Raw genomic sequence first — 23,579 nt, 5'->3', positions numbered from 1 at the left:
GATGTCCACGACTGAAACCTCCGCCTCGGGCGTCGGCCCCGTCGAAGGCGCCTCGCTGTACTCCGTCGACAACCCGGCGCCGGTCATCGAGCCGCCGCGCAAGCGGACCAAGAAGACCCCGAAGAGCACCCGCGGCAACTTCGAGCTGGCCGCGTGGCTGTTCATGCGCCTGTCCGGTGTCGTCCTGGTCGTGCTGGTCATCGGCCACCTGCTGATCCAGCTGGTGCTGGACGGCGGTGTCTCCAAGATCGGCTTCGCCTTCGTGGCGGGCCGCTGGGCGAGCCCCTTCTGGCAGGTCTGGGACCTGGCGATGCTGTGGCTGGCGATGCTGCACGGCGCCAACGGCCTGCGCACGGTCATCAACGACTACGCCGAGCGGCCGAACACCCGCCTGTGGCTGAAGGGCCTGCTCTACACGGCCACGGTGTTCACCATCCTGCTGGGCACGCTGGTGATCTTCACCTTCGACCCGAACATCCGCTAGGCACGGGGCTGCGAGAATCATGCTGCATTTCCCGGAGGACAACCCCCGGACCCCCGGCGGATGCTCGCACCACCGTCTCCGACAAAGCCCCGCAGTGAGGCGAGATCAGTGAAGATCCACAAGTACGACACAGTCATCGTCGGCGCCGGTGGCGCCGGTATGCGCGCCGCCATCGAGTCGACGAAGCGCAGCCGCACCGCCGTGCTGACCAAGCTCTACCCCACCCGCTCCCACACGGGCGCCGCGCAGGGCGGCATGGCCGCCGCGCTGGCCAACGTGGAGGAGGACAACTGGGAGTGGCACACCTTCGACACGGTCAAGGGCGGTGACTACCTGGTCGACCAGGACGCCGCCGAGATCCTGGCGAAGGAGGCCATCGACTCCGTCCTCGACCTGGAGAAGATGGGCCTGCCGTTCAACCGCACCCCGAACGGCACCATCGACCAGCGCCGCTTCGGCGGCCACTCCCGCAACCACGGCGAGGCCCCGGTCCGCCGGTCCTGCTACGCCGCGGACCGCACCGGCCACATGATCCTCCAGACGCTGTACCAGAACTGCGTCAAGGAGGGCGTGGAGTTCTTCAACGAGTTCTACGTCCTGGACCAGCTGATCACCGAGGTCGACGGCGTCAAGAAGTCGTCCGGCGTCGTGGCGTACGAGCTGGCGACCGGCGAGATCCACGTCTTCCAGGCGAAGTCCGTGATCTACGCGTCCGGCGGCACCGGCAAGTTCTTCAAGGTGACGTCGAACGCGCACACGCTGACCGGTGACGGCCAGGCCGCCGTGTACCGCCGGGGTCTGCCGCTGGAGGACATGGAGTTCTTCCAGTTCCACCCGACCGGCATCTGGCGCATGGGCATCCTGCTCACGGAGGGCGCCCGCGGTGAGGGCGGCATCCTGCGCAACAAGGACGGCGAGCGCTTCATGGAGAAGTACGCGCCCGTCATGAAGGACCTCGCCTCGCGCGACGTCGTCTCCCGCTCCATCTACACGGAGATCCGCGAGGGCCGCGGCTGCGGTCCCGAGGGCGACCACGTCTACCTGGACCTCACGCACCTCCCGCCGGAGCAGCTGGACGCCAAGCTGCCCGACATCACGGAGTTCGCGCGGACCTACCTCGGCATCGAGCCCTACACGGACCCGATCCCGATCCAGCCCACCGCGCACTATGCGATGGGCGGCATCCCCACCAACGTCAAGGGTGAGGTCCTCGCGGACAACACCACGGTCGTCCCCGGTCTGTACGCGGCCGGCGAGGTGGCCTGCGTGTCGGTGCACGGCGCCAACCGTCTGGGCACCAACTCGCTGCTGGACATCAACGTGTTCGGCAAGCGGGCCGGCATCGCGGCGGCGGAGTACGCGCAGACCGCGGACTTCGTCGAGCTGCCGGAAAACCCGGAGTCCCTCGTGGTCGGCCAGATCGAGCGGCTGCGGTCCTCCACCGGCAACGAGCGGGTGGCCGAGCTGCGCCGCGAGCTGCAGGAGACCATGGACGCGAACGTCATGGTGTTCCGCACCGAGCAGACCATCAAGACGGCGGTCGAGAAGATCGCCGAGCTGCGCGAGCGCTACAAGAACGTCGCCATCCAGGACAAGGGCAAGCGGTTCAACACCGACCTGCTGGAGGCCGTCGAGCTGGGCAACCTGCTGGACCTGGCCGAGGTCATGGCCGTGTCCGCGCTGGCCCGCAAGGAGTCCCGCGGCGGTCACTACCGCGAGGACTACCCGAACCGCGACGACGTCAACTTCATGCGCCACACGATGGCGTACCGCGAGGTCGGCGCCGACGGCACCGAGACCGTCCGTCTGGACTACAAGCCGGTCGTCCAGACCCGCTACCAGCCGATGGAGCGTAAGTACTGATGGCTACCCCCGTACTGGACAAGGCGGACGCGGCCGGCTCCCCCGAGCCCGGCTTCGCCGACTCCCCCTACATCACCGTCACCCTGCGGATCCGCCGGTTCAACCCGGAGATCTCCGCGGAGGCGACCTGGGAAGACTTCCAGCTGGAGATCGACCCCAAGGAGCGTGTCCTCGACGCGCTGCACAAGATCAAGTGGGATCTGGACGGCACCCTGACCTTCCGCCGTTCCTGCGCCCACGGCATCTGCGGCTCCGACGCCATGCGGATCAACGGCAAGAACCGCCTGGCGTGCAAGACGCTGATCAAGGACATCAACCCCGAGAAGCCGATCACGGTCGAGGCCATCAAGGGCCTGACGGTCCTCAAGGACCTGGTCGTGGACATGGAGCCGTTCTTCCAGGCGTACCGGGACGTGATGCCCTTCCTGATCACGAAGGACACCAACGAGCCGACGCGTGAGCGGCTCCAGTCCGCCGAGGACCGTGAGCGCTTCGACGACACGACCAAGTGCATCCTGTGCGCCGCGTGCACCTCGTCGTGCCCGGTGTTCTGGAACGACGGCCAGTACTTCGGCCCGGCCGCGATCGTCAACGCGCACCGCTTCATCTTCGACTCGCGTGACGAGGCCGGCGAGCAGCGCCTGGAGATCCTCAACGACAAGGACGGCGTGTGGCGTTGCCGCACCACGTTCAACTGCACGGACGCATGCCCGCGCGGTATCGAGGTCACCAAGGCGATCGCCGAGGTGAAGCGCGCGCTCATCACGCGCCGCTACTGAGGCACGGCGCCGTACCACCCCGAGGGCCCGTCTCCGATCCGGAGACGGGCCCTCGGGCGTTCGCGGTGACCGCGTGCGGGCGCCACTGCCCGCGTGTAGTGCGTCCGCACCAGGCCGTGCGCCCGTCCGGTGCCCGTGCACCAGAGGGGACGGCACCGCGGGACGATGCCCGGCCGGCGGCGGGACCGGAGGGTGGGAAGCATGCGATCCGGTCCGTGCCTGACACGCTCCCCCGCCCCCGGCGCCTTCGCGCTCCGGTGGCCGCCCCCTATCCTGGGCCGCGTGCTGCCAGGTCCGGACGTCGCGGGTGAGGCACCGGTCCGGTGCGTCCCGGCGCGGCTCCCGGCGGGCCCGCGGTGAACCCGGTGGTGACGCCTACCGGCACCCGCCGGTGGCGGGAAGGGGCGGTCGTCGCGGCCGCGTTCGTGGTCTGTCTGCTCGGGGGGACCGTGCGGGTCGAGGACACGCTCACCGCGCCGCCGCCGGCCTCCTGGCTGCTCGCGCTGGTGTCCTGCGCCGTGCTGCCCGCGCGGCACCGGCGTCCCCTGGCTGTGCTGGCCTTCACCACCGCGGCCGGTGTCGCCGCCCAGCCTCTCGGCCTGTTGCTGAGTCCGCTCGTGATCGCACCCGCCCTCGTCGCCGCCTACGCCTGCACGCTGCACGTGCCCGGCGAACGGCGTGCGGCGGGCGCCGTGACGCTGGCAGCCGTGACGCTGCTGGCCGGGTCCGGTCCGCTGGCCGCCGACCTCTCCTGGCGGGACGCGAGCCGGATGGGGACGGTGGTGGCGGCGCCGCTGCTGGCGGGGCTGATCGGGCACGCGGTGCGGACCCGGCGGGCGTATCTCGCGGCCGTGGAGGAGCGGGCGCGGCGGGCCGAGGAGAGCAGGGAGCTGGAGGCGCGGCGGCGGGTCGCGGAGGAGCGGGTGCGGATCGCCCGTGAGCTGCACGACCTGGTGGCGCACCAGATCACGCTGGCCAACGCGCAGGCCACGGTCGCCGCCCACTTCTTCGACAGCCGCCCGGAGCAGACCCGCGTGAGCCTGCGCGAACTCGTCGAGACCACCGGGCACGCCCTGGACGAACTGCGCGCCACGGTCGGGTTGTTGCGGCAGACCGGGGACACGGCCGCGCCCGACGGGCCCGCGCCCGGGCTGGACCGGCTGCCGGACCTGCTGGAGTCCTTCCGGCGGGCCGGGCTGGAGGTGTCGGTGCGTGAGGAGGGCGCGGCGCGGGCGCTGCCGCCGGGCGTGGACCTCACGGCGTACCGGATCGTGCAGGAGGCTCTGACCAACGTGACCAAGCACGCGGCGGGCCGTGGTGCCCGGGTGGGACTCGACTGGGGCGGCGGGCGGCTCACCGTCACCGTCTCCGACGACGGGGGCGCTGCGGCCGGGCCGCCCGCCCTGTCGGACCGGCCGCCCGGGTACGGGCTGATCGGCATGCGGGAGCGCGCCGCCGCGGTGGGCGGGGAGCTGACGGCGGGCCCGCGCCCGGAGGGGGGCTTCCTGGTGACCGCCCGGCTGCCCCTGCCGCCCGTACGGGAACCGGCGACGACCGACGAGGAAGGACGGACCGCATGACGCCGGCAGTGCCGCCCGCCGACGGCCGGGGGGCGGTGCGGCCGGCCCGCGCACCGCGGCCGCACGGGCACCTCCTGCCCCTACGCGACCCGGCGGCGGACGGTGAGACGACCGCTGCGGACGAAGGACGGACCGCATGACGCTGAGAGTGCTGCTCGCCGACGACCAGGCGCTGCTGCGCGGCGCGTTCCGGCTGCTGCTGGAGAGCACCGAGGACATCACCGTGGTGGGCGAGGCCGGCGACGGCCGGGAGGCGGTGCGGCTGACCCGCGAACTGCGCCCGGACGTCGTGGTGATGGACATCCGCATGCCGGAGGCGGACGGTCTCGCCGCCACCACGGAGATCTGCGCGGACCCGGACCTGCGGGCCACCCGCGTGCTGATCCTCACCACGTACGAGACGGACGAGAACGTGGCGCGGGCGCTGCGCGCGGGCGCCGCCGGCTTCGTGGGGAAGGGCATCGGCGCCGAGGACCTGGCGGACGCGGTGCGGACGGTCGCCGAGGGCGAGACGCTGCTGTCCCCGGCCGCGACCCGCTCCCTGGTAGCCCGGTTCCTGGCCGCGCCGGCCGGCACCCCGTCGCAGGACGCCGGCCGGCTGGCCGTGCTCACCCCGCGCGAGCGCGAGATGGTGGCGCTGGTGGCGACCGGCCTGTCCAACCAGGAGATCGCCGAGCGGATGGTCCTCAGCCCGTTCACCGTGCGCGCCCATGTGCAGCGCGCGATGACGAAGCTGGAGGCCCGCGACCGCGCGCAGCTCGTCGTCATCGCCTACCGGACCGGCCTGGCGCGGGTCACCCCGGAGGACGAGGCCGGACGCCCCTCGTAGTCGGGCAGGGTCAGGGCGGTGTGGGCCGGGCGGGGCCGCGCGGAGGGCAGTGTGTCGAGGGTGCGCAGCCGCGCGTCGCGCTCTTCCAGGGCCTGGGCCGTGACGGGGAAGAGCGTGGCGCCGCCCTCGTCGACGAGCGCCTGGTTGGCCGTCACGTAGGGGCGCATACGGTGCTCGTAGGCGGCGAAGGCCGCCGTGTGGTCCCGGTGGGCGGCCAGGGCGTGGGCGAGCACGTAGGCGCCGGACAGCGCGAGGCTGGTGCCCTGCCCGGTGAGGAAGGACGGGGCGTACGCGGCGTCGCCGACGAGGGCGGCGCGGCCGTGCGTCCAGCGGGGCATGCGGATCTGTCCGGCCGTGTCGAAGAACAGGTCGTCGGTGTCGCGCACGGCCGCCACCATGCGCGGGATCTCCCAGCCCTCCCCCGCGAACACCCCGGCCACCAGGGCGCGCTGGGCGTCCGGGTCGCGGAGGACGCCGAGCGGTGGTTCCGGGCGGTGGAAGGTGAGGAAGCCGTGCACTTCGGGGCCGTCGCCGGTGGCGTAGAGGGCGGCGGCCTTCCCCGGGGTGTTCCACAGCACCAGTTCGCGGTGGAGGTGCGCGGGGTTCGGCAGGGTGAAGAGGGCGAAGCAGTGGCCGAGATAGCGGTGGTGGCGTTCCTCGGGCCCGAACAGGGCGGCGCGGGTGGCCGAGTGCATGCCGTCCGCGCCGATCACCAGGTCGTACGTGCCCTGGCGCCCGCTGCGGAAGGTGACGTCCACGCCGTGCCCGGCCGGTTCGAAGCGGGAGACGGAGTCGCCGAAGAGGAACTCCACGTCGTCACGGACCAGCCCGTACAGGGCGTCGGCGAGGTCGCCCCGCCGTATCTCCAGATCGCGGGGCTCGCCCTCGTCGGCCGGGGCCCGGAGTGTGGCGACGGTGCGGCCGGCGGCGTCGAGGAAGGTGGCGCGCCGGGGGCCGACGTGCGCCTGGCGCAGCCGCGGCCACAGGCCCATCCGCCGGACCACCTCGGTCGCCGTGCCGCGGATGTCGACGGGGTAGCCGCCGCCGCGCAGGGCGCCGGCCTTCTCCACCACGGTGACCGCGAACCCGGCCCGGTGGAGCCAGTACGCGAGGGCGGGTCCGGAGACGCTGGCTCCGGAGATCAGGACGGTGCGCGGGGTGGTCATGAGCGGGTTCCCTTCTTCGCGGAGGTGTGAGCGGCCTCGGGGGTGTGCGGCGCGGGGAGTGCGGCCTCGGGGGCGTGCGGCACGGAGGCCTGTGCGGCCCCGGGGGTGTGCGACACGGAGGCCTGCGCGGCCCCGGGGGTGTGCGACACGGAGGCCTGCGCGGCCCCGGCGGGGTGCGCGGGGCTGACGGGGTGCGCGGGCTCGGTGGTCCGCGAGGACTCGACGGGACGCGCGGACCCGGTGGTGCCCTGGGTCCCGGTGCCACGCGCGACCCTGGTGGCGCGGACGAGGAGCAGGCCGAGCGCCGCGGTGACGCCGGTGACGGCGAAGCCGATGGTGAAGGCCGCTTCGGCGGGCACCTTCGTGCCGGCCTCGGTCCCGGCGGTGAGCAGGGCGCCCGCGATCTGGGTGCCGACGATCACGCCGATCACCCGGGTGACCACGAGCAGGCTGGTGGCGATGCCGGTGTCCCCGGGGTCGACGGCGGTGGCGGTGTTGGCCAGCAGCGCGGTGGTGGCGAGGCCCGCGGCGAACGCGGTCAGCGTCTTGGCGAGGGCGAGCTGCCAGGCGGAGTCGTGCTGGGCCGCCAGCCCGAACATGGCGGCGGCGGTGGCGAGGACGGCCACGACGACCACGGCACGGGCACCGAACCGTCGGGCGGCGACCCCGCCGACCGCGTCGCTCATGGCCCCGGCGATCGCGCCGGGCAGCAGGTAGAGACCGATGTCCGTGGTGTCGGCGTCGAAGCCGTAGCCGTCGCCCGACACGGCGAGGAGCTGCGGCAGCAGCAGGGTGACCATGCCGAGGGTGATGGTGACGAGCAGCGTGAGCAGGCCCGCCTGCCACATCGCGGGCCGGGCGAGCATGCGCAGGTCGACCATCGGGGAGACGGCCCTGCGCTCGACGCGCACCCAGGCGGTGGCGAGCACGGCCACGAGCACGAGCAACGCGCCCGCGGCGAGGGGCGGAAGACCGCCGCCGGTCAGCAGGACGAGGCCGAGCACGAAGGCGAGCAGGGTGGCGCTCAGCAGGATGACGCCGGGCCAGTCGATCCGCTCGCCCTGCCGGACCGGTTCGTCGGACGGCATCAGCCGCGCCACGAAGACGGCCGCCGCGACGACCACGAGGGTGGGCAGCACGAACATCCAGTGCCAGGACAGGTGCTCCGCGATCAGTCCGGCACCGAGCATGCCGAGCATGCCGCCGCCGGTGAACAGGGCGACGACCACGCCGATGGCCGCCTGGGTGCGTCCGGCCGGCAGATGGGCGCGGACCAGGATGAAGGACAGCGGGAGCACGCCGACCATGGCTCCCTGGAGGACCTGCCCGACCAGCAGCACCGGCAGTCCGGGGGCCAGCCCGGCCAGCAGCCCGCCGGCCGCGACGACGGCCATCAGCCTCATCAGCACGCGTTTGCCGCCGTAGCGGTCACCGAGCTTCCCGGCGACGGGGGTGAGGACCGCGCCGGTGACGAGCAGGGTGTTGGCGACCAGCGCGCCCTCGGAGGGGCCGAGCCCCAGCTCACGCTGGAGCAGCGGGAGCGCGGGCTCCACCACGGACTGGAGCGCGCCCAGGGCGAGCGCCAGCACCCCGAGGGCGGCGATCGCGGGCCGCGGTAGACGCGGCGGAGGGAGCAGGGTGTCGGACATGGACGTCCCGTTCTCGTAGGGGTCGGTGAGCACGTCCCACAGTTCCGTCCGGCGGCCCCCACGGGCATCGTCGCCCGTCACCGTCTTCACCTGGTGCGCGCGCACCGGTCGGGCCGCCGTCCTGGTGCCGGGAGACGACACGGGCCGCCGGCGCAAGGAGTTGAACATGTTCAAAAGAAGCCGCTACAGTCATCCCGTCAGCGTTTTGAACGCGTTCAAGAAGGGGTGGGGCATGGACCGCACCGTCATCGCCTACGTCATCTACCTGGTCGTCAGCATCGGACTGACCGTCTGGGTGGCCCGCACGCTCAGCCGCAACGGGCGGGTCTTCCTCGCCGACGTGCTGCACGGCAACGAGAAGCTCGCGGACGCCGTCAACCACCTCCTGGTGGTCGGCTTCTACCTGGTGAACCTCGGCTTCGTCGCCCTCTACCTGAGCGACGACGACACCGTCACCGACACCCGCGGCGTCTTCGAGGCGCTCTCCACCAAGCTGGGCGTGGTGCTGCTGGTCCTGGGCGTGATGCACCTGGCCAACGTGTACGTGCTGAACCGCATCCGGCGGCGCGGGGTGATGGAGCGGGAGCAGAACCCGCCGGTGCCCCCGCAGGGCTGGACCGTCCCGGCGGCCCAGGCGTGAACGCGGTCGCCGGCGGGCCGACGCCCCCGGGGGCGCGGGGAACTGCGCGCCCAGCCCCCGACGGGCCGCACCGGGCGTACGACACCGCGAGGCACCCCCTCGGCCGCGAGTACGACGCCGGCCGCCTCCCGCTCCGCAGGCTGACCGTGCTGTACGACGCGGACTGCCCCCTGTGCACGTATGTCCGCAACTGGCTCATCAAGCGGCCCCAGCTCGTCCCCCTGGAGTTCGTCCCGGCGGGGTCACCCGCCGCCCGGACCCGCTTCCCCGGCCTCGACCACGGGTCCACCCTGTCCGAGATCACCGTGGTCGGGGACGGCGGGCAGGTGTACCGGGGCGCGGCCGCCTGGATCGTCACCCTGTGGGCGCTGCGCGACCACCGGCGGCTGGCGCACCGGCTGAGCACCCCCTCCGGGATGCGGTTCGCCAAGGGTGCGGTGCTGGCCGCCGCCAAGTGGCGCGGGGAAACGGCGTCGGGGGGCGGCCGGGTGCACCGCCGGGCCGACGGGTGGACGTACGACCCGCGTGACGGCTGGCACCACACCCCGCCCGGCTGCGGCTCCGAGGCCTGCGCCGCCCCGTAGCCCGGGCGGCGGACGTTAGGCTCTGTTCCCGTGCCCGCGAAGAACGACGGCCCCGACCCCGGCGCCCACCTCAGCAAGTCCGAGCAGACCCGCGCCCTGATCCTGGAGACCGCCATGCGGCTGTTCCAGGAGCGCGGCTACGACCGGACCACCATGCGGGCGATCGCCAAGGAGGCCGGGGTCTCCGTCGGCAACGCGTACTACTACTTCGAGGGCAAGGAACACCTGATCCAGGGGTTCTACGACCGGATCGCCGCCGAGCACCAGGTTGCGGTCCGGGACGTGCTCGCCCGGGAGACCGACCTGGAGGCCCGCCTCGCCGGCGTGCTGAAGGCGTGGCTGGACATCGCCACGCCGTACCACGAGTTCGCGGTGCAGTTCTTCAAGAACGCCGCCGACCCGGACAGCCCGCTCAGCCCCTTCTCGCCCGAGTCGGAGCACGCGCGCGAGGAGGCGATCAGCGTGCACCGGGCGGTGCTGGCCGGGACGAGGACCAAGGTGCCCGAGGAACTGCGGGACATCCTGCCCGAGTTGATGTGGCTGTCCCAGATGGGGCTGTGCCTGTACTGGATCTTCGACCGCACCGAGGGCCGCGAACGCAGCTACCGGCTCGCCGAGCGCGGTGCCCGGCTCACCGCGCGGGGCGTCGCCCTGGCCCGGTTCCGGGTGCTGCGGCCGCTGGTGCGGGACGTGCACGAGCTGTTCACGGAGTTCCTGCCCGGGATGACCCGGGCGCTGCCCGACCCCGCCGGCCGGAGGAACTCCGGCCGGCGGGGCGAGGGCGCGGGGGACGACGGGGAGAAGCGCCCCGGCGACGACGGCTGACCTCGCCCTCGGCCGTCCCCGTCGGGCCGTCTCCGTCAGCTGACGACGTCCACCCCGCCGGGCGCCAGCTCCACGTCGTGGACGAGCGGCCCCTCCCCCACGGTCACGTGCGCCGCCCGCGCCCCGTGCGGCGAGGCCGACACCGCCAGCAGATAGGTGCCCGGCGACGGGACCGCCACGACGTACGCCCCGTCCGCCAGGGACGCCACCCGGTCCAGTTGACGGCCGCCGGGGGTGAGCAGCGTGACGGCCGCGCCCCGCACCGGCTCGCCCTCCGGGGTGCGCACGAAGCCGTGCACCACCGAGGCGGCCCCGTCCACGGCCTTCTCCTCCGGCGCGGGTGCCGGCGGACCGTCGTCGTCCTCCTCCTTCGGCTCGACCGCCAGGTGCGGCAGCCGCTTCTCCAGCCCGGCCGGGAGCCACCAGTTGGCCCGCCCCAGCAGATGCATCACCGCCGGGACCAGCGCGGTGCGCAGCACGAACGCGTCCAGCGCGACCGCTGCGGCCAGTCCCACGCCGGCCATGGCGGCGCCGTAGTCGCCGCTGAGCACGAAGGCGAGGAAGACGCAGACCATGATGAGGGCGGCGGAGTTGATGACCCGGCTGGTCTCCGCCAGTCCGACCCGCACCGCGCGGGCGTTGTCCCGGGTGTGCACCCACTCCTCGTGCATCCGGCTCACCAGGAACACCTGGTAGTCCATGGAGAGCCCGAACAGCAGCGACAGCATGATGATCGGCAGGAACGACGCGATCGGGCCCTCCGTGCCGAGCCCCAGCACGTCCAGGCCGACGCCCCACTGGAACACCATGACCAGCACGCCGAACGAGGCCGCCGCCGCGAGCAGGTTCATCACGGCGGCCGTCAGCGGCACCACCAGGGAGCGGAACGCGAGCAGCAGGAGCAGGAAGCCAAGACCGATGATCGTGCCGACGAAGAGGGGGAGCCGGTCGCCGGTCACCGAGGCGAAGTCCTTGGACACCGCCGTCACACCGCCGACGTGCGCCTGAACGCCCGCCGCGGGGATGACGTCCTCGCGCAGGGTGTCGATCAGCCGGTCCGTCTCCACGTCCTGCGGGGAGGTGGTGGGCACGACCTGGATGACGCTGACCCCGTTCGCGGGCGGGGCCGCCGCCACCTGGGCGACGCCCTCGGTGTCCTCGACCGCCTTGACGAGTCCGGTGGGCGCCTCGCCGTCCACGACCACCTGGAGCGGGCCGTTGAAGCCGGGACCGAAGCCCTCGGCCAGCAGGTCGTATGCCTTGCGGGTGGTGGTCGAGGCGTCGTCGTTGCCCTGGTCCACGGTGCCCAGACGCAGCGACAGCAGCGGCACCGCGAGCGCGGCCATCAGCACCACCGCCACGGCGGCCACCGCGCGCGGCCTGCGCTGCACGGTCGCCGACCAGCGCACGGCGAGACCGCTCACCTGCTCGCCCTTCGTCTCCGAAGCCGCGAGCCGGCGGCGCTGACGGCGGCTGAGCACCCGGTGCCCCAGCACACCGAGGAGGGCGGGCAGCAGGGTGATCGCGGCGAGCACGCTGAGCACCACCGTCAGGGAGGTGCCGATGACGACGCCGTCCAGGAACCGCAGGTTGGTCACCAGCATCCCGGCGAGCGCGATGCACACCGTGCCGCCCGCGAACAGCACCGCCCGGCCCGAGGTGTTGAGCGCGGCGACCGCGGCCTCCTCCGGGTCCTTGCCGCTCAGGATGCCCTTCCGGTGCCGGGTGACGATGAACAGGGCGTAGTCGATGCCGACGCCCAGACCGATCAACGTGGCGAGCAGCGAGGCCAGTTCGGGGACGTCGGTGACATGGCTGATCAGCTGCGTGCCGAACATGCCGCCCGCGACGCCGAACACGGCGACCACGATCGGCAACAGCATCGCGAACACCGACCCGAACGCCAGGAACAGCACCACGGCAGCCGCGAGGATGCCGACCAGTTCGGCCGTGCCCGTCGGCGGCTCCTGGACCCGGGTGATGGCCTGGCCGCCGAGCTCCACCTGGAGCCCGTCACCGGCCGCCGCCCGCGCCGTGTCGACCACGTCCTGCACCAGCGCCTTCGGCACCGCGTCCGCCTGCTCGGCGAACGTCACCTGCGCGTAGGCGATCCGCCCGTCCTCGCTGATCTGCGCCGCGCCCCGCTCGTCGTAGGGCCCGGCGACCGCGCCGACGCCCTCCATGCGCCCGATCTCCGCGAGCGCGTCCTCCATCCGGGAGCGCACCGCCGCGTCGCGCACGGTGCCCTCGTCGGTCTTCCACACCACGGTGTCCGTGTCCCCGGCGCGCTCCGGGAAGGCCTTGCGCATCAGGTCGTAGGCCCGCTTGGAGTCCGTGTCCGGGAGGGAGAAGACCTCCGCGTAGTTCGTGCCCGCGCTGCTCGCCGTCACGCCCAGTCCGAACAGCGCCCCCACCCACAGCACCAGGACCACCAGCCGATGCCGATAGCACCAGCGTGCCAATACCGCCACGTGTCCGCTCCTTCGTCGCTCCGTCGGTCCCCCGGGTCCTGGCGTCAGAATCGACGGCGGCGCCCGCCCGGGGACACGACTCGCCCGGGACTCTCAAGGAACTCCAAAGCGACAACCGGCACTTCGCCGGACGGTCACGCCGATACTGGGGACATGACGACAGCTCCCGGCACCGTGCTCGTCGTGGAGGACGAGGAGAGCATCGCGGACGTCCTCGCGATCGCGCTGCGCTACCACCGCTTCGAGGTCATGACCGCGGGCACGGTCCGCGAGGCGCTCGCCCTCACCGAGCACACCCGGCCCGACTGCGCCCTGCTCGACGTGATGCTGCCGGACGGCGACGGCCGCGCCCTCGGCCGCGAGCTGCGCGAGCGCAGGCCGGAGACGGCGCTGGTGTTCCTCACCGCGCGGGACGCCCCGGCCGAGATCGTGGGGGCGCTCGGCTTCGGCGACGACTACATCACCAAGCCGTTCAACATCGACGAGGTGGTCGCCCGCATCACGGCCGTGCTGCGCCGTACCCGCCCCGCCGACGTGCTGCCGCAGCGGGCGCCGCTGCGCCACGGCGACCTGGAGCTGGACGAGACGACGTACTCGGTGCGCCGCGCGGGCCGCAGCGTCGAGCTCACCCCGACCGAGTACGCGCTGCTGCGCTTCCTGGTGCGCAACGCGGGCCGGGTCGTGCCCAAGGAGCAACTGCTGCGGCACGTCTGGCAGTACGAGCACGTCCCGCAGGAGTCGACCGTCGTGGAGACCTACATCAGCTATCTGCGGCGCAAGCTGGACACCCTCGGCCCGCCGGTCATCACCACCCGGCGCGGCGTCGGGTACGGGCTGACGTGACACGCCGGACACGCCTGCCGCACCCCGGCCGCCCCCGGGTGCGGTCGCTGCGCGCGCAGCTCACGCTGGCGAACGTGGTGCTGCTGGCGCTGGGCATCGTCGCCGCGACCGCGGTGAGCGTCCTCGGCATGCGCTACTACCTGCTCGACCAGATCGACACGGAACTGGTCCGCACCCGCGACTCCCTCGGCGGCTCCGAGCTGACGCTGCGGCAGATCGACTCGCTGAGCGCGCTGCGCTTCCTCCGCGACCGGGTGGATCCCGAATGGAACCAGGACGACGACGCCCCCGACTCGGTCTTCGCCGCCGTGGACCGCGAAGGCGAGCCGGTCCCCGTGTTCGGCTTCGCCCCGTCCCGGGCGCAGCGCGACCTGGCGGACGCCGTGGGCGACCCGGGCGCGCTGATCCGGGACCCGGAGCCGCAGGACCTCACCGTGCGCGGCAACGCCTACCGGGTCACCGCCGCCCGCCTCGCCGACGGCACCGGTGTCCTCATCGCCGGCTCCACCGAGCCGCTGCACGACGGCGTCGCCAAGGCGGTCAGGTTCGACCTGGCCATCGGCACGCTGCTGCTGCTCGTGCTGGCCTGCCTCACCATGATGGCGGTACGGCGGCGGATGCGGCCGCTGGAGGACATGGTGGAGACGTCGTCGGCGATCGCCGAGGGCGACCTGACCCGGCGGGTGCCCTCCAGCTGCGACACCTCCCTGGAGGTGGAGCAGCTGCGGCTGGCGCTCAACTCGATGCTCCAGCAGGTGGAGTCGGCGTACCGCACCCGGGAGCGCAGCGCGGCGCAGCTGCGGCGGTTCGTCGCCGACGCCTCCCACGAGCTGCGCACTCCGCTCGCGGCGATCCGCGGTTACCTCCAGCTCTACGAGCGGGGCATGCTGCGCGACCCCACGGAGCGCAGGCGGGCCTGGGACCGGATGACGACCGAGTCCGACCGGATGGGACGGCTGGTCGACGAACTCCTGGTGCTGGCCCGCCTCGACCAGCGTCCGGAGCTGCGGAAGCGGAACGTGGACGTGTGCCGGCTGGCGCGGGACGCGGCGCAGGACCTCCGGGTGCAGCAACCGGACCGTCCGGTGCGGGTGGACGCGGAGGGTGCGGTCCTGGTCCACGCCGACGAGGCGGGCCTCCGCCAGATCCTGGGCAACCTGGTCGGCATCGTCCGCACGCACACCCCCGCCGACGTGCCGGTACGGCTCGGTGTGGCCCGCGCGGACGGCGAGGTGCGGCTGTGGGTCGCGGACGAGGGCCCGGGTCTCGCCCCGGAGGACGCGGGCCGGGTCTTCGACCGCTTCTTCCGCGCGGGCGGCGGCGCGGGCAGCGGCCTCGGCATGGCGATCGTGCAGGGTGTCGTCCACGCCCACGGCGGCGAGGTCACGGTGGACACGGCCCCGGGGGAGGGCCTGACGGTCACGGTGACGCTGCCGCCGTGCACGGAGACATTCACGCGGGCGGACTGAGCGGGCGCCCTGAGTGGGGCCGGCCGCCCCGGGGAGCGCGGCAGGCGGACGCTCCCTCCGCGGCCCGGGGAGCCGAGACCGGGCCCGCCGACCGGCCCTACGGCCCGATCACGAACCGGCCACGGACACCCCGACCGGCCGGAGGCCGAGCATCCCCGGGCAACACGCGGGTCGCCGGCCACCCCGGGGAACATCGATGACGGGCACCCCGACCGGCCCGGAAAGCCTGGGCCGACCACACCTACCGGCCCCGCCGACCGATCACGGACCGCCGCCGACCCAGCGCCAACCGGCCACGGACACACCGACCAGCCGAACCCCGAGCATCCCCGGGCAACACGCCGGTCGTCCCCCGCGGGGGACCCGCCGGCCCGTCGCCGGAGGGGAACGCGTCGGTCGGGGCTACGCCTGGCGGGAGGCCAGTTCGATCACCGTGATGTCGGAGGGGGCGCCCACGCGGGTGGGCGGGCCCCACGCGCCGGCGCCTCGGCTGACGTAGAGCTGGGTGTCGCCGTAGCGGTCGAGGCCGGCCAGGGTCGGGTTCGCGCCGCGGGCGATCAGGTTGCCCGGCCAGAGCTGGCCGCCGTGGGTGTGGCCCGAGAGCTGGAGGTCCACGCCGTGGTCGACGGCCTCGTGGATCTGCACCGGCTGGTGGGCCAGCAGCACGCAGGCCCGCGCGCGGTCCCGGTCGCCGAGGGCGCGGGCGAAGTCCGGCCCCTGGCCCTCGTCCTCGCCGGCGACGTCGTTCACGCCCGCGAGGTCGAAGTGGGGCAGCTCCGTGCGGGCGTTCTCCAGCGGGTTCAGGCCGAGCCGGCGGACCTCCTCGACCCACTGCTCGGCGCCGGAGAAGTACTCGTGGTTGCCGGTGACGAAGAACGACCCGTGACGTGCGGTCAGCTGGGCCAGCGGGGCGGCCGCGGGGCCGAGGTCCTGCACGCTGCCGTCGACCAGGTCGCCGACGACCGCGATCAGGTCGGGCTGGGTCGAGTTGATCGTGTCGACGACCTTCTGCGCGAAGCCGCGCCCCAGCACCGGGCCCAGGTGGATGTCGCTGACCACGGCGATCCGGTATCCGTGCGCGGCGCGCGGCAGCTTGGCCAGCGGCACGGTGACCCGCTTCACCTTCGGTCCGCGCAGGACGCCGTAGGTCCCGTACCCGACGGTCCCGACCGCGGCCGCCGCGGCGGCTCCGCCGACGACCCGGGAGACGAACAGCCGACGGGAGGGGCCGGAACCGTCCGTCGCGGAGCCCTCCTCCGTCGTGGCGCCCGCCTCGGGGCCCTTCGTGGTGTCCTGCGCCGAGCCGGTCGCCTCCGGACTCTGCACCGGCTCCGGGTCCGCGCTCGCCGCCCGGCCCGCCGGTATCAAGTCGCGGGCCGGCTCCGGGGCGGACGCCCGTGCCCGGCGCTCCAGCACCCTGCGCAGCACGGGGCGGACCAGTTCGCCGGCCAGCAGGGCCAGCAGCAGGTACAGGGTGAGGGCCAGCCACAGGTACCCCGGCCAGGCCAGCAGGCGCTGGAGGGTGAACGGAGCCTCCGTGCGGGAGGCGACCATGCCGCCGATGAACAGCAGCCACCCTCCTACGACCACCGCCGCGCCGATGCGGCGCACGGGGCCGGGCCCCGCCGTGGTGTCCCGGAACAGTCGGCGCCACACATACCAGTTGCCCGTCACCAGGACGGCGACGACCAGCAGTGCGACGAATACGAAGACGATGGCCACGAGGCGGACTTCCCCTGTTTCCCGTTACGGCGTCACGAGGTTCGTGACGTCCGGCTCAATGCGCGCAGACCGCGCAACCCGATGCCCCCGACGACCGTCCCCAGTACGAAGGAGACGACGGCGAGCGTCAGGTGAACGAAGAAGTACGCCGTGGGGTGCCCGTCGTCGAAGGCGAGCCCACTGCTGTCCTTGACCAGGTTCTTGACGAAAGTGATCCAGATGACCCAGCTCCACACCCCGAAGGCGAGCAGGAACCAGGAGACGGGGCGGCTGAGCTTCATGCGTCCAGTATCGCCACGCGGTGTCCGGTTCCCGTCGCGGGGTGGGGACCGGGCAGGGACGTCCACCGAGATGGCATGTACCTTGCGGACCGTGCCCGCTACCGAGAAGACCGTACGGCGCTCCGCGCTGGTCGCCTCCGCCGTCCTGCTGTCCACCGCGCTGACCGCGCCGGCCGCCCTCGCGGCGCCCAAGCCGACGACGTCCCCGTCCGCCGCACCGCCGGCCCGCATGTCGACCGTGGGCGGCGAGCGGCTGGGCAGGCCGGGGACCCAGGTGAACCTGGCCGCCGGGGTGCCGGTGCTGCCGAAGGAGCTGTCCGCCCGCTCGTGGATCGTCGCGGACGCCGAGAGCGGCGACGTGCTCGCCGCGCACAACGCGCACTGGCGGCTGGCCCCCGCGAGCACGCTGAAGATGCTGTTCGCCGACACGCTGCTGCCGAAGTGGCCGCGGACGACGACGCACCGGGTGGAGCCCTCGGACCTGGCGGGTGTCGGCTCCGGGTCCAGCATGGTGGGCGTCAAGGAGGACGAGACGTACACCGTCCACGACCTGTGGCTCGGCGTCTTCCTGCGCTCCGGCAACGACGCGGTGCACGTGCTGTCCGCGATGAACGGCGGCGTGGAGAAGACCGTCGACGAGATGAACGAGCACGCCGAGGAGCTCCAGGCCCTCGACACGCACGCCGTGAGCCCCGACGGCTACGACGCCCCGGGCCAGGTGTCCTCCGCGTACGACCTGACCCTGATCGCCCGCTCCGGGCTGCAGAAGAAGGACTTCCGGGAGTACTGCTCGACGGTGCGGGCGCAGTTCCCCGGGGAGACGAGGAAGAACAAGAAGGGCAAGCGGGTCCGCGGCTCCTTCGAGATCCAGAACACCAACCGGCTGCTCAGCGGCGACTACGACGTGCCCGTCTACCAGGGCATAGCCGGGGTCAAGAACGGCAACACCACCCACGCCGGGGCGACCTTCACCGGCGTCGCCGAACGCGACGGCAAGGTGCTGCTGGTCACCGTGATGAACCCGGTGAAGAAGGAGTCGAACGAGGTCTACAAGGAGACCGCGCGCCTCTTCGACTGGGGCTTCGCCGCGGCCGGCAAGGTCGAGCCGGTCGGCGAGCTGGTTCCGCCGAAGAGCGTCGAGGAGGCGAACGCCGCGGCCGGTCCGTCCGCGTCGCCCGGCCAGGCGGGCGGCGGCACCGGCGCCGGGTCGAAGCCGGTGGCGAGCGCGCACACCGGCGGCGGCGCCGACGGCATGGGCGTGGCGCTGGGCATCGCCGGCGGGGTGGTGGCGCTGCTCGCGGGCGGCGTGTTCCTGGTCAACCGGCGCTGGCCGCTGCCGGACCTGGTGCGCCGTCGTCCCCGTCCCTGACCTCGTCGGGCTCGTCCTCCTTGCTGGGCGTGGCCGTCCAGGCGGCGCAGAACAGGACGAGTTTCGTGGTGAGGTTGATCCACAGCAGCAGCGCCACGGGGACGCCGAACGCGCCGTACATGCTTTTCGCGGCGACGGCCTGGATGTAGCCGCTGAGCAGCAGCTTCAGCAGTTCGAAGCCGACGGCCCCGGTGAGCGCGGCGACGGTCACCCGGCGCCGGGACGGCTGGACGCCGGGCAGCAGGGTGAGGACGTAGAGCAGGAGCAGGAAGTCGGTGCCGGCGGCGACGGCGAACGCGGCGGTCTGCAGGACGATTCCGCCCCAGCCGCCCTTCTCCAGTCCGGCGGCGTCGCTGATCCGGCCGACCAGCGCGGTGGCGACGGCGGAGGCGGCCAGTGTGACGAGGATCGCCCCGCCGAGGCCGACGAGGATGCCCGCGTCCTTGGCCTTGCGCAGGAGGAGGTTCTCGTCGTCGTCGGGCAGCTCCCACACCACGCGAAGGCACTCCCGCATGAGGCCGGCCCAGCTGATCCCGGTGAACACCAGGGCGGCGCCGGCGATCAGGCCGACGGTGCCCGCGTTGGCCGCCAGCTCCCCGACGTCGATCTGGTCGGAGATGCCGGGCACCTGGTCGGTGATCTTGTCCTGAAGGGTGTCCTGGCGTTCCTTGCCGAGGGTCGCCGCGCCGATCGCGGCGGCCACGGTGAGCAGCGGGAACAGCGCGACGAAGCTGCGGAACGTCATCGCCGCGGCGAGCCGCGTCCAGTGCACCCGGTCCAGCCGCTCGAACGACCGCCACGCGTGCGTGAGCGACATACGGGTCACCCACGGCCCCACCACCGGGAGCTTTCTCAGCCAGTCCACGATCCGACTCTGCCCGCGTCACGGAAGACCAATGTCCTGGTGCCCCAGAAACGGACGACGGTGGCCAGTGCCATGCCGACCACCGCACCGGACACGGTGTCCGCGCGCTGCGAGGTGTAGCCCAGCCCGTAGTGGCTGACGGCGAGGCAGAGGAGCTGTACGGCGGCGCCGGCGAGGTTGACGGCGAAGAACACCGCGTACGGGCGGGCGCCGCGCACGCGCCGGTCGCGGTAGGTGCCGTGGGCGTTGGCCGCGTAGGCGACGGTGCAGCCGGCGACGAAGGACAGCGCCTTCGCGGTGAGCGGCCCGAGTCCGCCGGGGCCGCGCAGATACGTGAAGAGGGCGAGGTCGACGGCGTAGGCGAGGAGTCCCGCGGTCGCGAAGCCGAGGAGCTCCCGCCGGTGCCGGCGCAGGCGGTCCCTCACCAGTCGGCCACCGCCAGGGCGTACATCGCCGCCCACACCAGTCCGATGAGGGCGAGGGCGCGGTCGCCGAGCACCACGTCCTCCGGTTCGCCCGCGGTGCCCCGGTCGGCGAAGACGGCGTAGCGCAGCACGGCGAGGACGAAGGCGACGACGGACAGCTGACGCCAGGGCAGAACGCTGGTGTGCGGCACGCCGCCCTCCTCCAGGGCCCACAGGCAGTAGCCGAGGACGGCGACCCCGGCCGCGAGCTGCCACACGAACCGCAGGTAGCCGGTGGTGTACTCGGTGAGCAGCGCGCGCGTGGCGCCGCCGTTCCCGGCGAGCTGCACGGCCTCGGAGTAGCGCTTGGCGGCGACCATGAACAGGGCGCCGAAGCCGGTGGTGATGAGGAACCAGCGGGACAGCGGGATGCCGAGGGCGAGCCCGCCCGCCGTCGCGCGCATCACGAACCCGGCGGTGACGACGGCGAGATCGACGACGAGGACGTGCTTGAGGCTGACGCAGTAGGCCAGTTGCATCACGAGGTAGCCGGCGAGCAGCGCGGCCAGCTCCGGCGGGCACAGCAGCGCGGCAGCGGCCGGGGCGAGCACGCCGAGGGCGGTCCCGGCGGCGTAGGCGACGGGCACCGGGACCTGTCCGGCGGCCACCGGGCGGCGGCACTTGACGGGGTGGGCGCGGTCGGCCTCGGCGTCGCGCGCGTCGTTGACCAGGTAGACGGCGGCGGCGCAGGCGGTGAACAGCACGAACACCAGGGCGAGCCGGGTCAGGGCGTGCGCGGTGAAGAGGACGCCCGCGGCGGCGGGGGCGGCGGCCACCAGGACGTTCTTGACCCACTGCTTGGGGCGCGCGGTGCGCAGCAGACCGATGAGGAGCCCGCCCCGGACGGACGGCGTGGCCTGCCCGCGGTCGGAGCGTTCGCCGAGCAGCGTCACGCCGTGCCTCCCGTCATCCAGCGGGCGCCGAGCCTGGCGGTGAGCGCCCCGAGGGCGGCGCCGGCGGCCACGTCCGACGGGTAGTGGACGCCGGCCACCAGCCGGGACACGCACACGGCGGCGGCCAGCGGAGGCACCGCGCGGGCGCCGAGCGTCCCGAAGGCGACGGCGGCGGCCGCGGCGGAGGTGGCGTGGGAGCTGGGGAAGGAGTGCCGTCCGACGGTGCCGACCAGCGGTTCGACGTGCGCCGGACGGGGGCGGCGCACGACCCGCTTCACCACCGAGCTCGCCGCGTGCGCGCCCGCGGTGAGCGCGGTGCCGCGCAGCCAGGCGCCGCGCCGGGGACGGTCCACGACGGCGCCCGCGAGGCCCGCCGCGACCCATACGGCGCCGTGCTCCCCCGCCCAGGACAGGGCGCGCGCGGCCCCGGCCACGCGCGGATCGGAGCCGCACGCCCTGAGCGCGGAGACGATCCGGTGGTCCACCCCGTGGAGACCGCGGGGCCGGAAGAGGTCGTGCTGGTCGTCCATGTGGCTCACTGTTCACCTCCGGCGCACCGGAATTCCATCACTTCGGGACGACATCCCATTAATCACCCGTTTCGGGGACGGGATTGACGTTTCAAAACCAACGGCCCACAGAGGGGCGATACGGTCGCCGTCATGCCTGCCGACACCGTTTCCGTCACGGGGTGGGGCCGCACCGCTCCGTCCGCCGCCCGGCTGGTCCGTCCGCGGACGTTCGAGGAGGCCGCCCTGGCCGTCCGGGGGTGCGGGGCGCGCGGCGGCATCGCGCGCGGTCTCGGCCGGGCGTACGGGGACGCCGCGCAGAACGCGGGCGGCGAGGTCTTCGACATGACCGGCCTGGACCGGATCCACGCGATCGACGCCGACGGCGGCACCGTGCTGTGCGACGCGGGCGTGTCCCTGCACCGGCTGATGGAGGTGCTGCTGCCGCTCGGCTGGTTCGTGCCGGTGACGCCCGGCACCCGGTACGTGACGGTCGGCGGGGCGATCGGCGCCGACATCCACGGCAAGAACCATCATGTCAGCGGGTCCTTCTCGCGCCATGTGCTGTCGTTCGAGCTGCTCACCGCCGACGGGCAGGTCCGCACGGTGGTTCCGGGCACGCCGCTGTTCGAGGCGACCGCGGGCGGCATGGGACTGACCGGGGTGATCCTCACCGCGACGGTCCGGCTCCAGCCCGTGCGGACGTCCTGGATGTCCGTCGACACCGAACGCGCGTCCGATCTTGACGATCTGATGGCCCGTCTCGCCGACACCGACCACCGCTACCGCTACTCGGTCGCCTGGATCGACCTGCTGGCGCGCGGGAAGGCCACCGGCCGCGCCGTCCTCACCCGCGGCGACCACGCCCCGCTCGAGGCCCTGCCGCGCTCCGCCCGCCGTGAGCCGCTGTCGTTCCGCACCTCGCGTCTGCCCGCCCCGCCCGCCTTCGTGCCGGAGGGGCTGCTCAGCCGGACCACCGTGGGGCTGTTCAACGAGCTGTGGTTCCGCAAGGCGCCCCGTGCGCGGACCGGGGAGCTCCAGCGGATCCCCGCCTTCTTCCACCCGCTGGACGGTGTGCCGCACTGGAACCGGATCTACGGGCGGGGCGGCTTCGTGCAGTACCAGTTCGTCGTCGGGCACGGCCGGGAGGAGACCCTGCGCCGGATCGTGCGCCGCATCTCCGAGCGCCGCTGCCCGTCGTTCCTCGCCGTCCTCAAGCGGTTCGGGGACGCCGACCCCGGCTGGCTGTCGTTCCCGTTGCCCGGCTGGACCCTGGCGCTGGACATCCCGGCGTCGCTGCCGGGCCTCGGCGCCTTCCTCGACGAGCTCGACCAGGAGGTCGCCGCCGCCGGCGGCCGCGTCTACCTCGCCAAGGACTCCCGGCTGCGCCCCGGCCTGCTCGCGGCCATGTACCCCCGGCTGGACGACTTCCGCGCCCTGCGCGCCGAGCTGGATCCGCGCGGGGTGTTCACCTCGGACCTGTCCCGCCGCCTGTGCCTGTGACCCCCTCCCCTCTCCCGGCCCCCTGAGGAGCTGTCGTGAAGGACGCCTTCGGCCTCCCCCAGTCCCTGCTCGTGCTCGGCGGTACCTCCGAGATCGCGCTGGCGGTCACGCGGCGGCTGATCGCCCGCCGCACCCGCACGGTGTGGCTGGCCGGCCGCCCCTCCCCCGGCCTCGACGAGGCGGCCGGGCAGCTGCGCGCGCTCGGCGCCGAGGTGCACACCGTCGACTTCGACGCGCTCGACCCGGCCGGCCACGAGGACGCGCTCGGCAAGGTGTTCGCCGAGGGCGACGTCGACATGGTGCTGCTCGCCTTCGGCATGCTGGGCGACCAGGCGCGCGACGAGCGGGACCCGGGGGCCGCGGTGCGGGTCGCGCAGACCAACTACACCGGTGCGGTCTCCGCGGGCCTGGTCTGCGCGGGCGCGCTCCAGGCTCAGGGGCACGGCTCGCTGGTGGTGCTGTCGTCCGTCGCGGGCGAGCGGGCCCGCCGCGCCAACTTCATCTACGGCTCCAGCAAGGCCGGCCTGGACGCGTTCGCGCAGGGCCTCGGCGACGCGCTGTACGGCACGGGCGTGCACGTGATGGTGGTGCGCCCCGGGTTCGTGCGCACCCGGATGACGGCGGGGCTGCCGGAGGCGCCGCTGGCCACCACTCCGGAGGCGGTGGCGACGGCCGTGGAGCTGGGGCTGCGACGCCGCTCGGAGACGGTGTGGGTGCCGGGCGCGCTGCGCGTGGTGATGTCGGCGCTGCGGCATCTGCCGCGGGGCGTGTTCCGCCGGCTGCCGGTGTGA

The 23,579-nt window shown here is 73.4% G+C and carries 21 protein-coding genes and 1 pseudogene; 13 read left to right on the top strand and 9 right to left on the bottom strand.

Features of this window, described 5'->3' with window-relative positions:
* Position 1: 1 nt before the first annotated feature.
* The 5 genes from MTR79_RS04055 (at position 2) to MTR79_RS04035 (ending at position 5,535) form a co-directional block, all read left to right on the top strand.
* On the top strand, positions 2-484 hold the full coding sequence (locus MTR79_RS04055; RefSeq protein ID WP_048460817.1) for a succinate dehydrogenase hydrophobic membrane anchor subunit: 483 nt from the start codon (positions 2-4) through the stop codon (positions 482-484).
* Between the two features lie 108 nt (positions 485-592).
* Positions 593-2,347, top strand: a complete 1,755-nt coding sequence (gene sdhA / locus MTR79_RS04050; protein WP_086704312.1) for a succinate dehydrogenase flavoprotein subunit — start codon at positions 593-595, stop codon at positions 2,345-2,347.
* Positions 2,347-3,126 (top strand): succinate dehydrogenase iron-sulfur subunit, encoded by a 780-nt coding sequence (locus MTR79_RS04045; RefSeq protein WP_048460819.1) that lies wholly within the window; start codon positions 2,347-2,349, stop codon positions 3,124-3,126. Before sdhA ends, MTR79_RS04045 begins: the two co-directional genes overlap by 1 nt.
* Positions 3,127-3,491: 365 nt before the next feature.
* Positions 3,492-4,706, top strand: a complete 1,215-nt coding sequence (locus MTR79_RS04040) for a sensor histidine kinase (RefSeq protein ID WP_244789196.1) — start codon at positions 3,492-3,494, stop codon at positions 4,704-4,706.
* A 136-nt stretch (positions 4,707-4,842) separates the two neighbouring features.
* On the top strand, positions 4,843-5,535 hold the full coding sequence (locus MTR79_RS04035) for a response regulator transcription factor (RefSeq protein WP_086704315.1): 693 nt from the start codon (positions 4,843-4,845) through the stop codon (positions 5,533-5,535).
* Here MTR79_RS04035 and MTR79_RS04030 read toward each other — a convergent pair.
* Both MTR79_RS04030 and MTR79_RS04025 read right to left on the bottom strand, forming a co-directional pair.
* The gene (locus MTR79_RS04030) at positions 5,478-6,701 is read right to left on the bottom strand and encodes an FAD-dependent monooxygenase (RefSeq protein ID WP_244789195.1); all 1,224 of its coding nucleotides are present in this window, start codon (positions 6,699-6,701) and stop codon (positions 5,478-5,480) included. The two genes, MTR79_RS04035 and MTR79_RS04030, sit on opposite strands and share 58 nt — an antisense overlap.
* Positions 6,702-6,886: 185 nt before the next feature.
* A pseudogene (locus MTR79_RS04025) lies at positions 6,887-8,350 on the bottom strand (MFS transporter); the annotation flags it as partial.
* Positions 8,351-8,582: 232 nt separating this feature from the next.
* Here MTR79_RS04025 and MTR79_RS04020 point away from each other — a divergent pair.
* From MTR79_RS04020 to MTR79_RS04010, 3 genes are all read left to right on the top strand, one after another.
* Entirely contained in the window at positions 8,583-8,990 is a 408-nt protein-coding gene (locus tag MTR79_RS04020; RefSeq protein ID WP_086700053.1) for a hypothetical protein, read from the top strand.
* Positions 8,991-9,130: 140 nt separating this feature from the next.
* Complete coding sequence (locus MTR79_RS04015; protein ID WP_244793051.1) at positions 9,131-9,574, top strand: DUF393 domain-containing protein; 444 nt, start codon at positions 9,131-9,133, stop codon at positions 9,572-9,574.
* A gap of 30 nt (positions 9,575-9,604) precedes the next feature.
* The gene (locus MTR79_RS04010) at positions 9,605-10,399 is read left to right on the top strand and encodes a TetR family transcriptional regulator (protein WP_199217929.1); all 795 of its coding nucleotides are present in this window, start codon (positions 9,605-9,607) and stop codon (positions 10,397-10,399) included.
* 35 nt (positions 10,400-10,434) lie between these two features.
* Here MTR79_RS04010 and MTR79_RS04005 read toward each other — a convergent pair whose 3' ends face one another.
* Entirely contained in the window at positions 10,435-12,861 is a 2,427-nt protein-coding gene (locus tag MTR79_RS04005; RefSeq protein ID WP_244793049.1) for an MMPL family transporter, read from the bottom strand.
* Positions 12,862-13,023: 162 nt separating this feature from the next.
* Between MTR79_RS04005 and MTR79_RS04000 the strand changes: the two genes are divergently transcribed.
* Together MTR79_RS04000 and MTR79_RS03995 are read left to right on the top strand one after the other, a co-directional pair.
* Entirely contained in the window at positions 13,024-13,713 is a 690-nt protein-coding gene (locus MTR79_RS04000) for a response regulator transcription factor (RefSeq protein ID WP_048457921.1), read from the top strand.
* On the top strand, positions 13,710-15,182 hold the full coding sequence (locus MTR79_RS03995; RefSeq protein WP_244789194.1) for a HAMP domain-containing sensor histidine kinase: 1,473 nt from the start codon (positions 13,710-13,712) through the stop codon (positions 15,180-15,182). Before MTR79_RS04000 ends, MTR79_RS03995 begins: the two co-directional genes overlap by 4 nt.
* A 402-nt stretch (positions 15,183-15,584) precedes the next feature.
* On the opposite strand, the gene MTR79_RS03990 is transcribed toward MTR79_RS03995, so the two are convergent.
* Both MTR79_RS03990 and MTR79_RS03985 read right to left on the bottom strand, forming a co-directional pair.
* Positions 15,585-16,904 carry a metallophosphoesterase gene (locus tag MTR79_RS03990; RefSeq protein ID WP_086700045.1) on the bottom strand — a complete coding sequence of 440 codons (1,320 nt, stop codon included), beginning with the start codon at positions 16,902-16,904 and terminating at the stop codon, positions 15,585-15,587.
* Positions 16,905-16,936: 32 nt separating this feature from the next.
* Positions 16,937-17,185, bottom strand: a complete 249-nt coding sequence (locus MTR79_RS03985; RefSeq protein WP_048457923.1) for a hypothetical protein — start codon at positions 17,183-17,185, stop codon at positions 16,937-16,939.
* 91 nt (positions 17,186-17,276) lie between these two features.
* Here MTR79_RS03985 and MTR79_RS03980 point away from each other — a divergent pair, with 91 nt between their 5' ends.
* The gene (locus MTR79_RS03980; RefSeq protein WP_346153546.1) at positions 17,277-18,554 is read left to right on the top strand and encodes a D-alanyl-D-alanine carboxypeptidase; all 1,278 of its coding nucleotides are present in this window, start codon (positions 17,277-17,279) and stop codon (positions 18,552-18,554) included.
* Here the strand turns inward: MTR79_RS03980 and MTR79_RS03975 are convergent.
* Genes MTR79_RS03975 through MTR79_RS03960 form a run of 4 tightly spaced genes read right to left on the bottom strand, consistent with a single transcriptional unit; the run spans position 18,502 to position 21,306 of the window.
* The gene (locus MTR79_RS03975) at positions 18,502-19,419 is read right to left on the bottom strand and encodes a YihY/virulence factor BrkB family protein (RefSeq protein WP_086700042.1); all 918 of its coding nucleotides are present in this window, start codon (positions 19,417-19,419) and stop codon (positions 18,502-18,504) included. The two genes, MTR79_RS03980 and MTR79_RS03975, sit on opposite strands and share 53 nt — an antisense overlap.
* On the bottom strand, positions 19,407-19,844 hold the full coding sequence (locus MTR79_RS03970; RefSeq protein WP_244789193.1) for a GtrA family protein: 438 nt from the start codon (positions 19,842-19,844) through the stop codon (positions 19,407-19,409). Before MTR79_RS03970 ends, MTR79_RS03975 begins: the two co-directional genes overlap by 13 nt.
* Positions 19,841-20,776 (bottom strand): decaprenyl-phosphate phosphoribosyltransferase, encoded by a 936-nt coding sequence (locus tag MTR79_RS03965; protein WP_086700041.1) that lies wholly within the window; start codon positions 20,774-20,776, stop codon positions 19,841-19,843. Before MTR79_RS03965 ends, MTR79_RS03970 begins: the two co-directional genes overlap by 4 nt.
* A complete protein-coding gene (locus tag MTR79_RS03960) occupies positions 20,773-21,306 on the bottom strand; it encodes a phosphatase PAP2 family protein (RefSeq protein WP_086700039.1) in 534 nt (177 codons plus the stop codon). Before MTR79_RS03960 ends, MTR79_RS03965 begins: the two co-directional genes overlap by 4 nt.
* 132 nt (positions 21,307-21,438) lie before the next feature.
* Here MTR79_RS03960 and MTR79_RS03955 point away from each other — a divergent pair, with 132 nt between their 5' ends.
* Both MTR79_RS03955 and MTR79_RS03950 read left to right on the top strand, forming a co-directional pair.
* Positions 21,439-22,788, top strand: a complete 1,350-nt coding sequence (locus MTR79_RS03955) for an FAD-binding oxidoreductase (protein ID WP_086700038.1) — start codon at positions 21,439-21,441, stop codon at positions 22,786-22,788.
* A gap of 35 nt (positions 22,789-22,823) precedes the next feature.
* Positions 22,824-23,579 carry a decaprenylphospho-beta-D-erythro-pentofuranosid-2-ulose 2-reductase gene (locus tag MTR79_RS03950; protein ID WP_102640873.1) on the top strand — a complete coding sequence of 252 codons (756 nt, stop codon included), beginning with the start codon at positions 22,824-22,826 and terminating at the stop codon, positions 23,577-23,579.

Origin of the sequence: Streptomyces sp. BJ20 (assembly GCF_022869105.1) — a bacterium.
GTDB lineage: Bacteria > Actinomycetota > Actinomycetes > Streptomycetales > Streptomycetaceae > Streptomyces > Streptomyces griseoincarnatus.
Note: the sequence above shows the minus strand (reverse complement) of the source record. Positions and strands in the feature narration are given on the sequence as shown.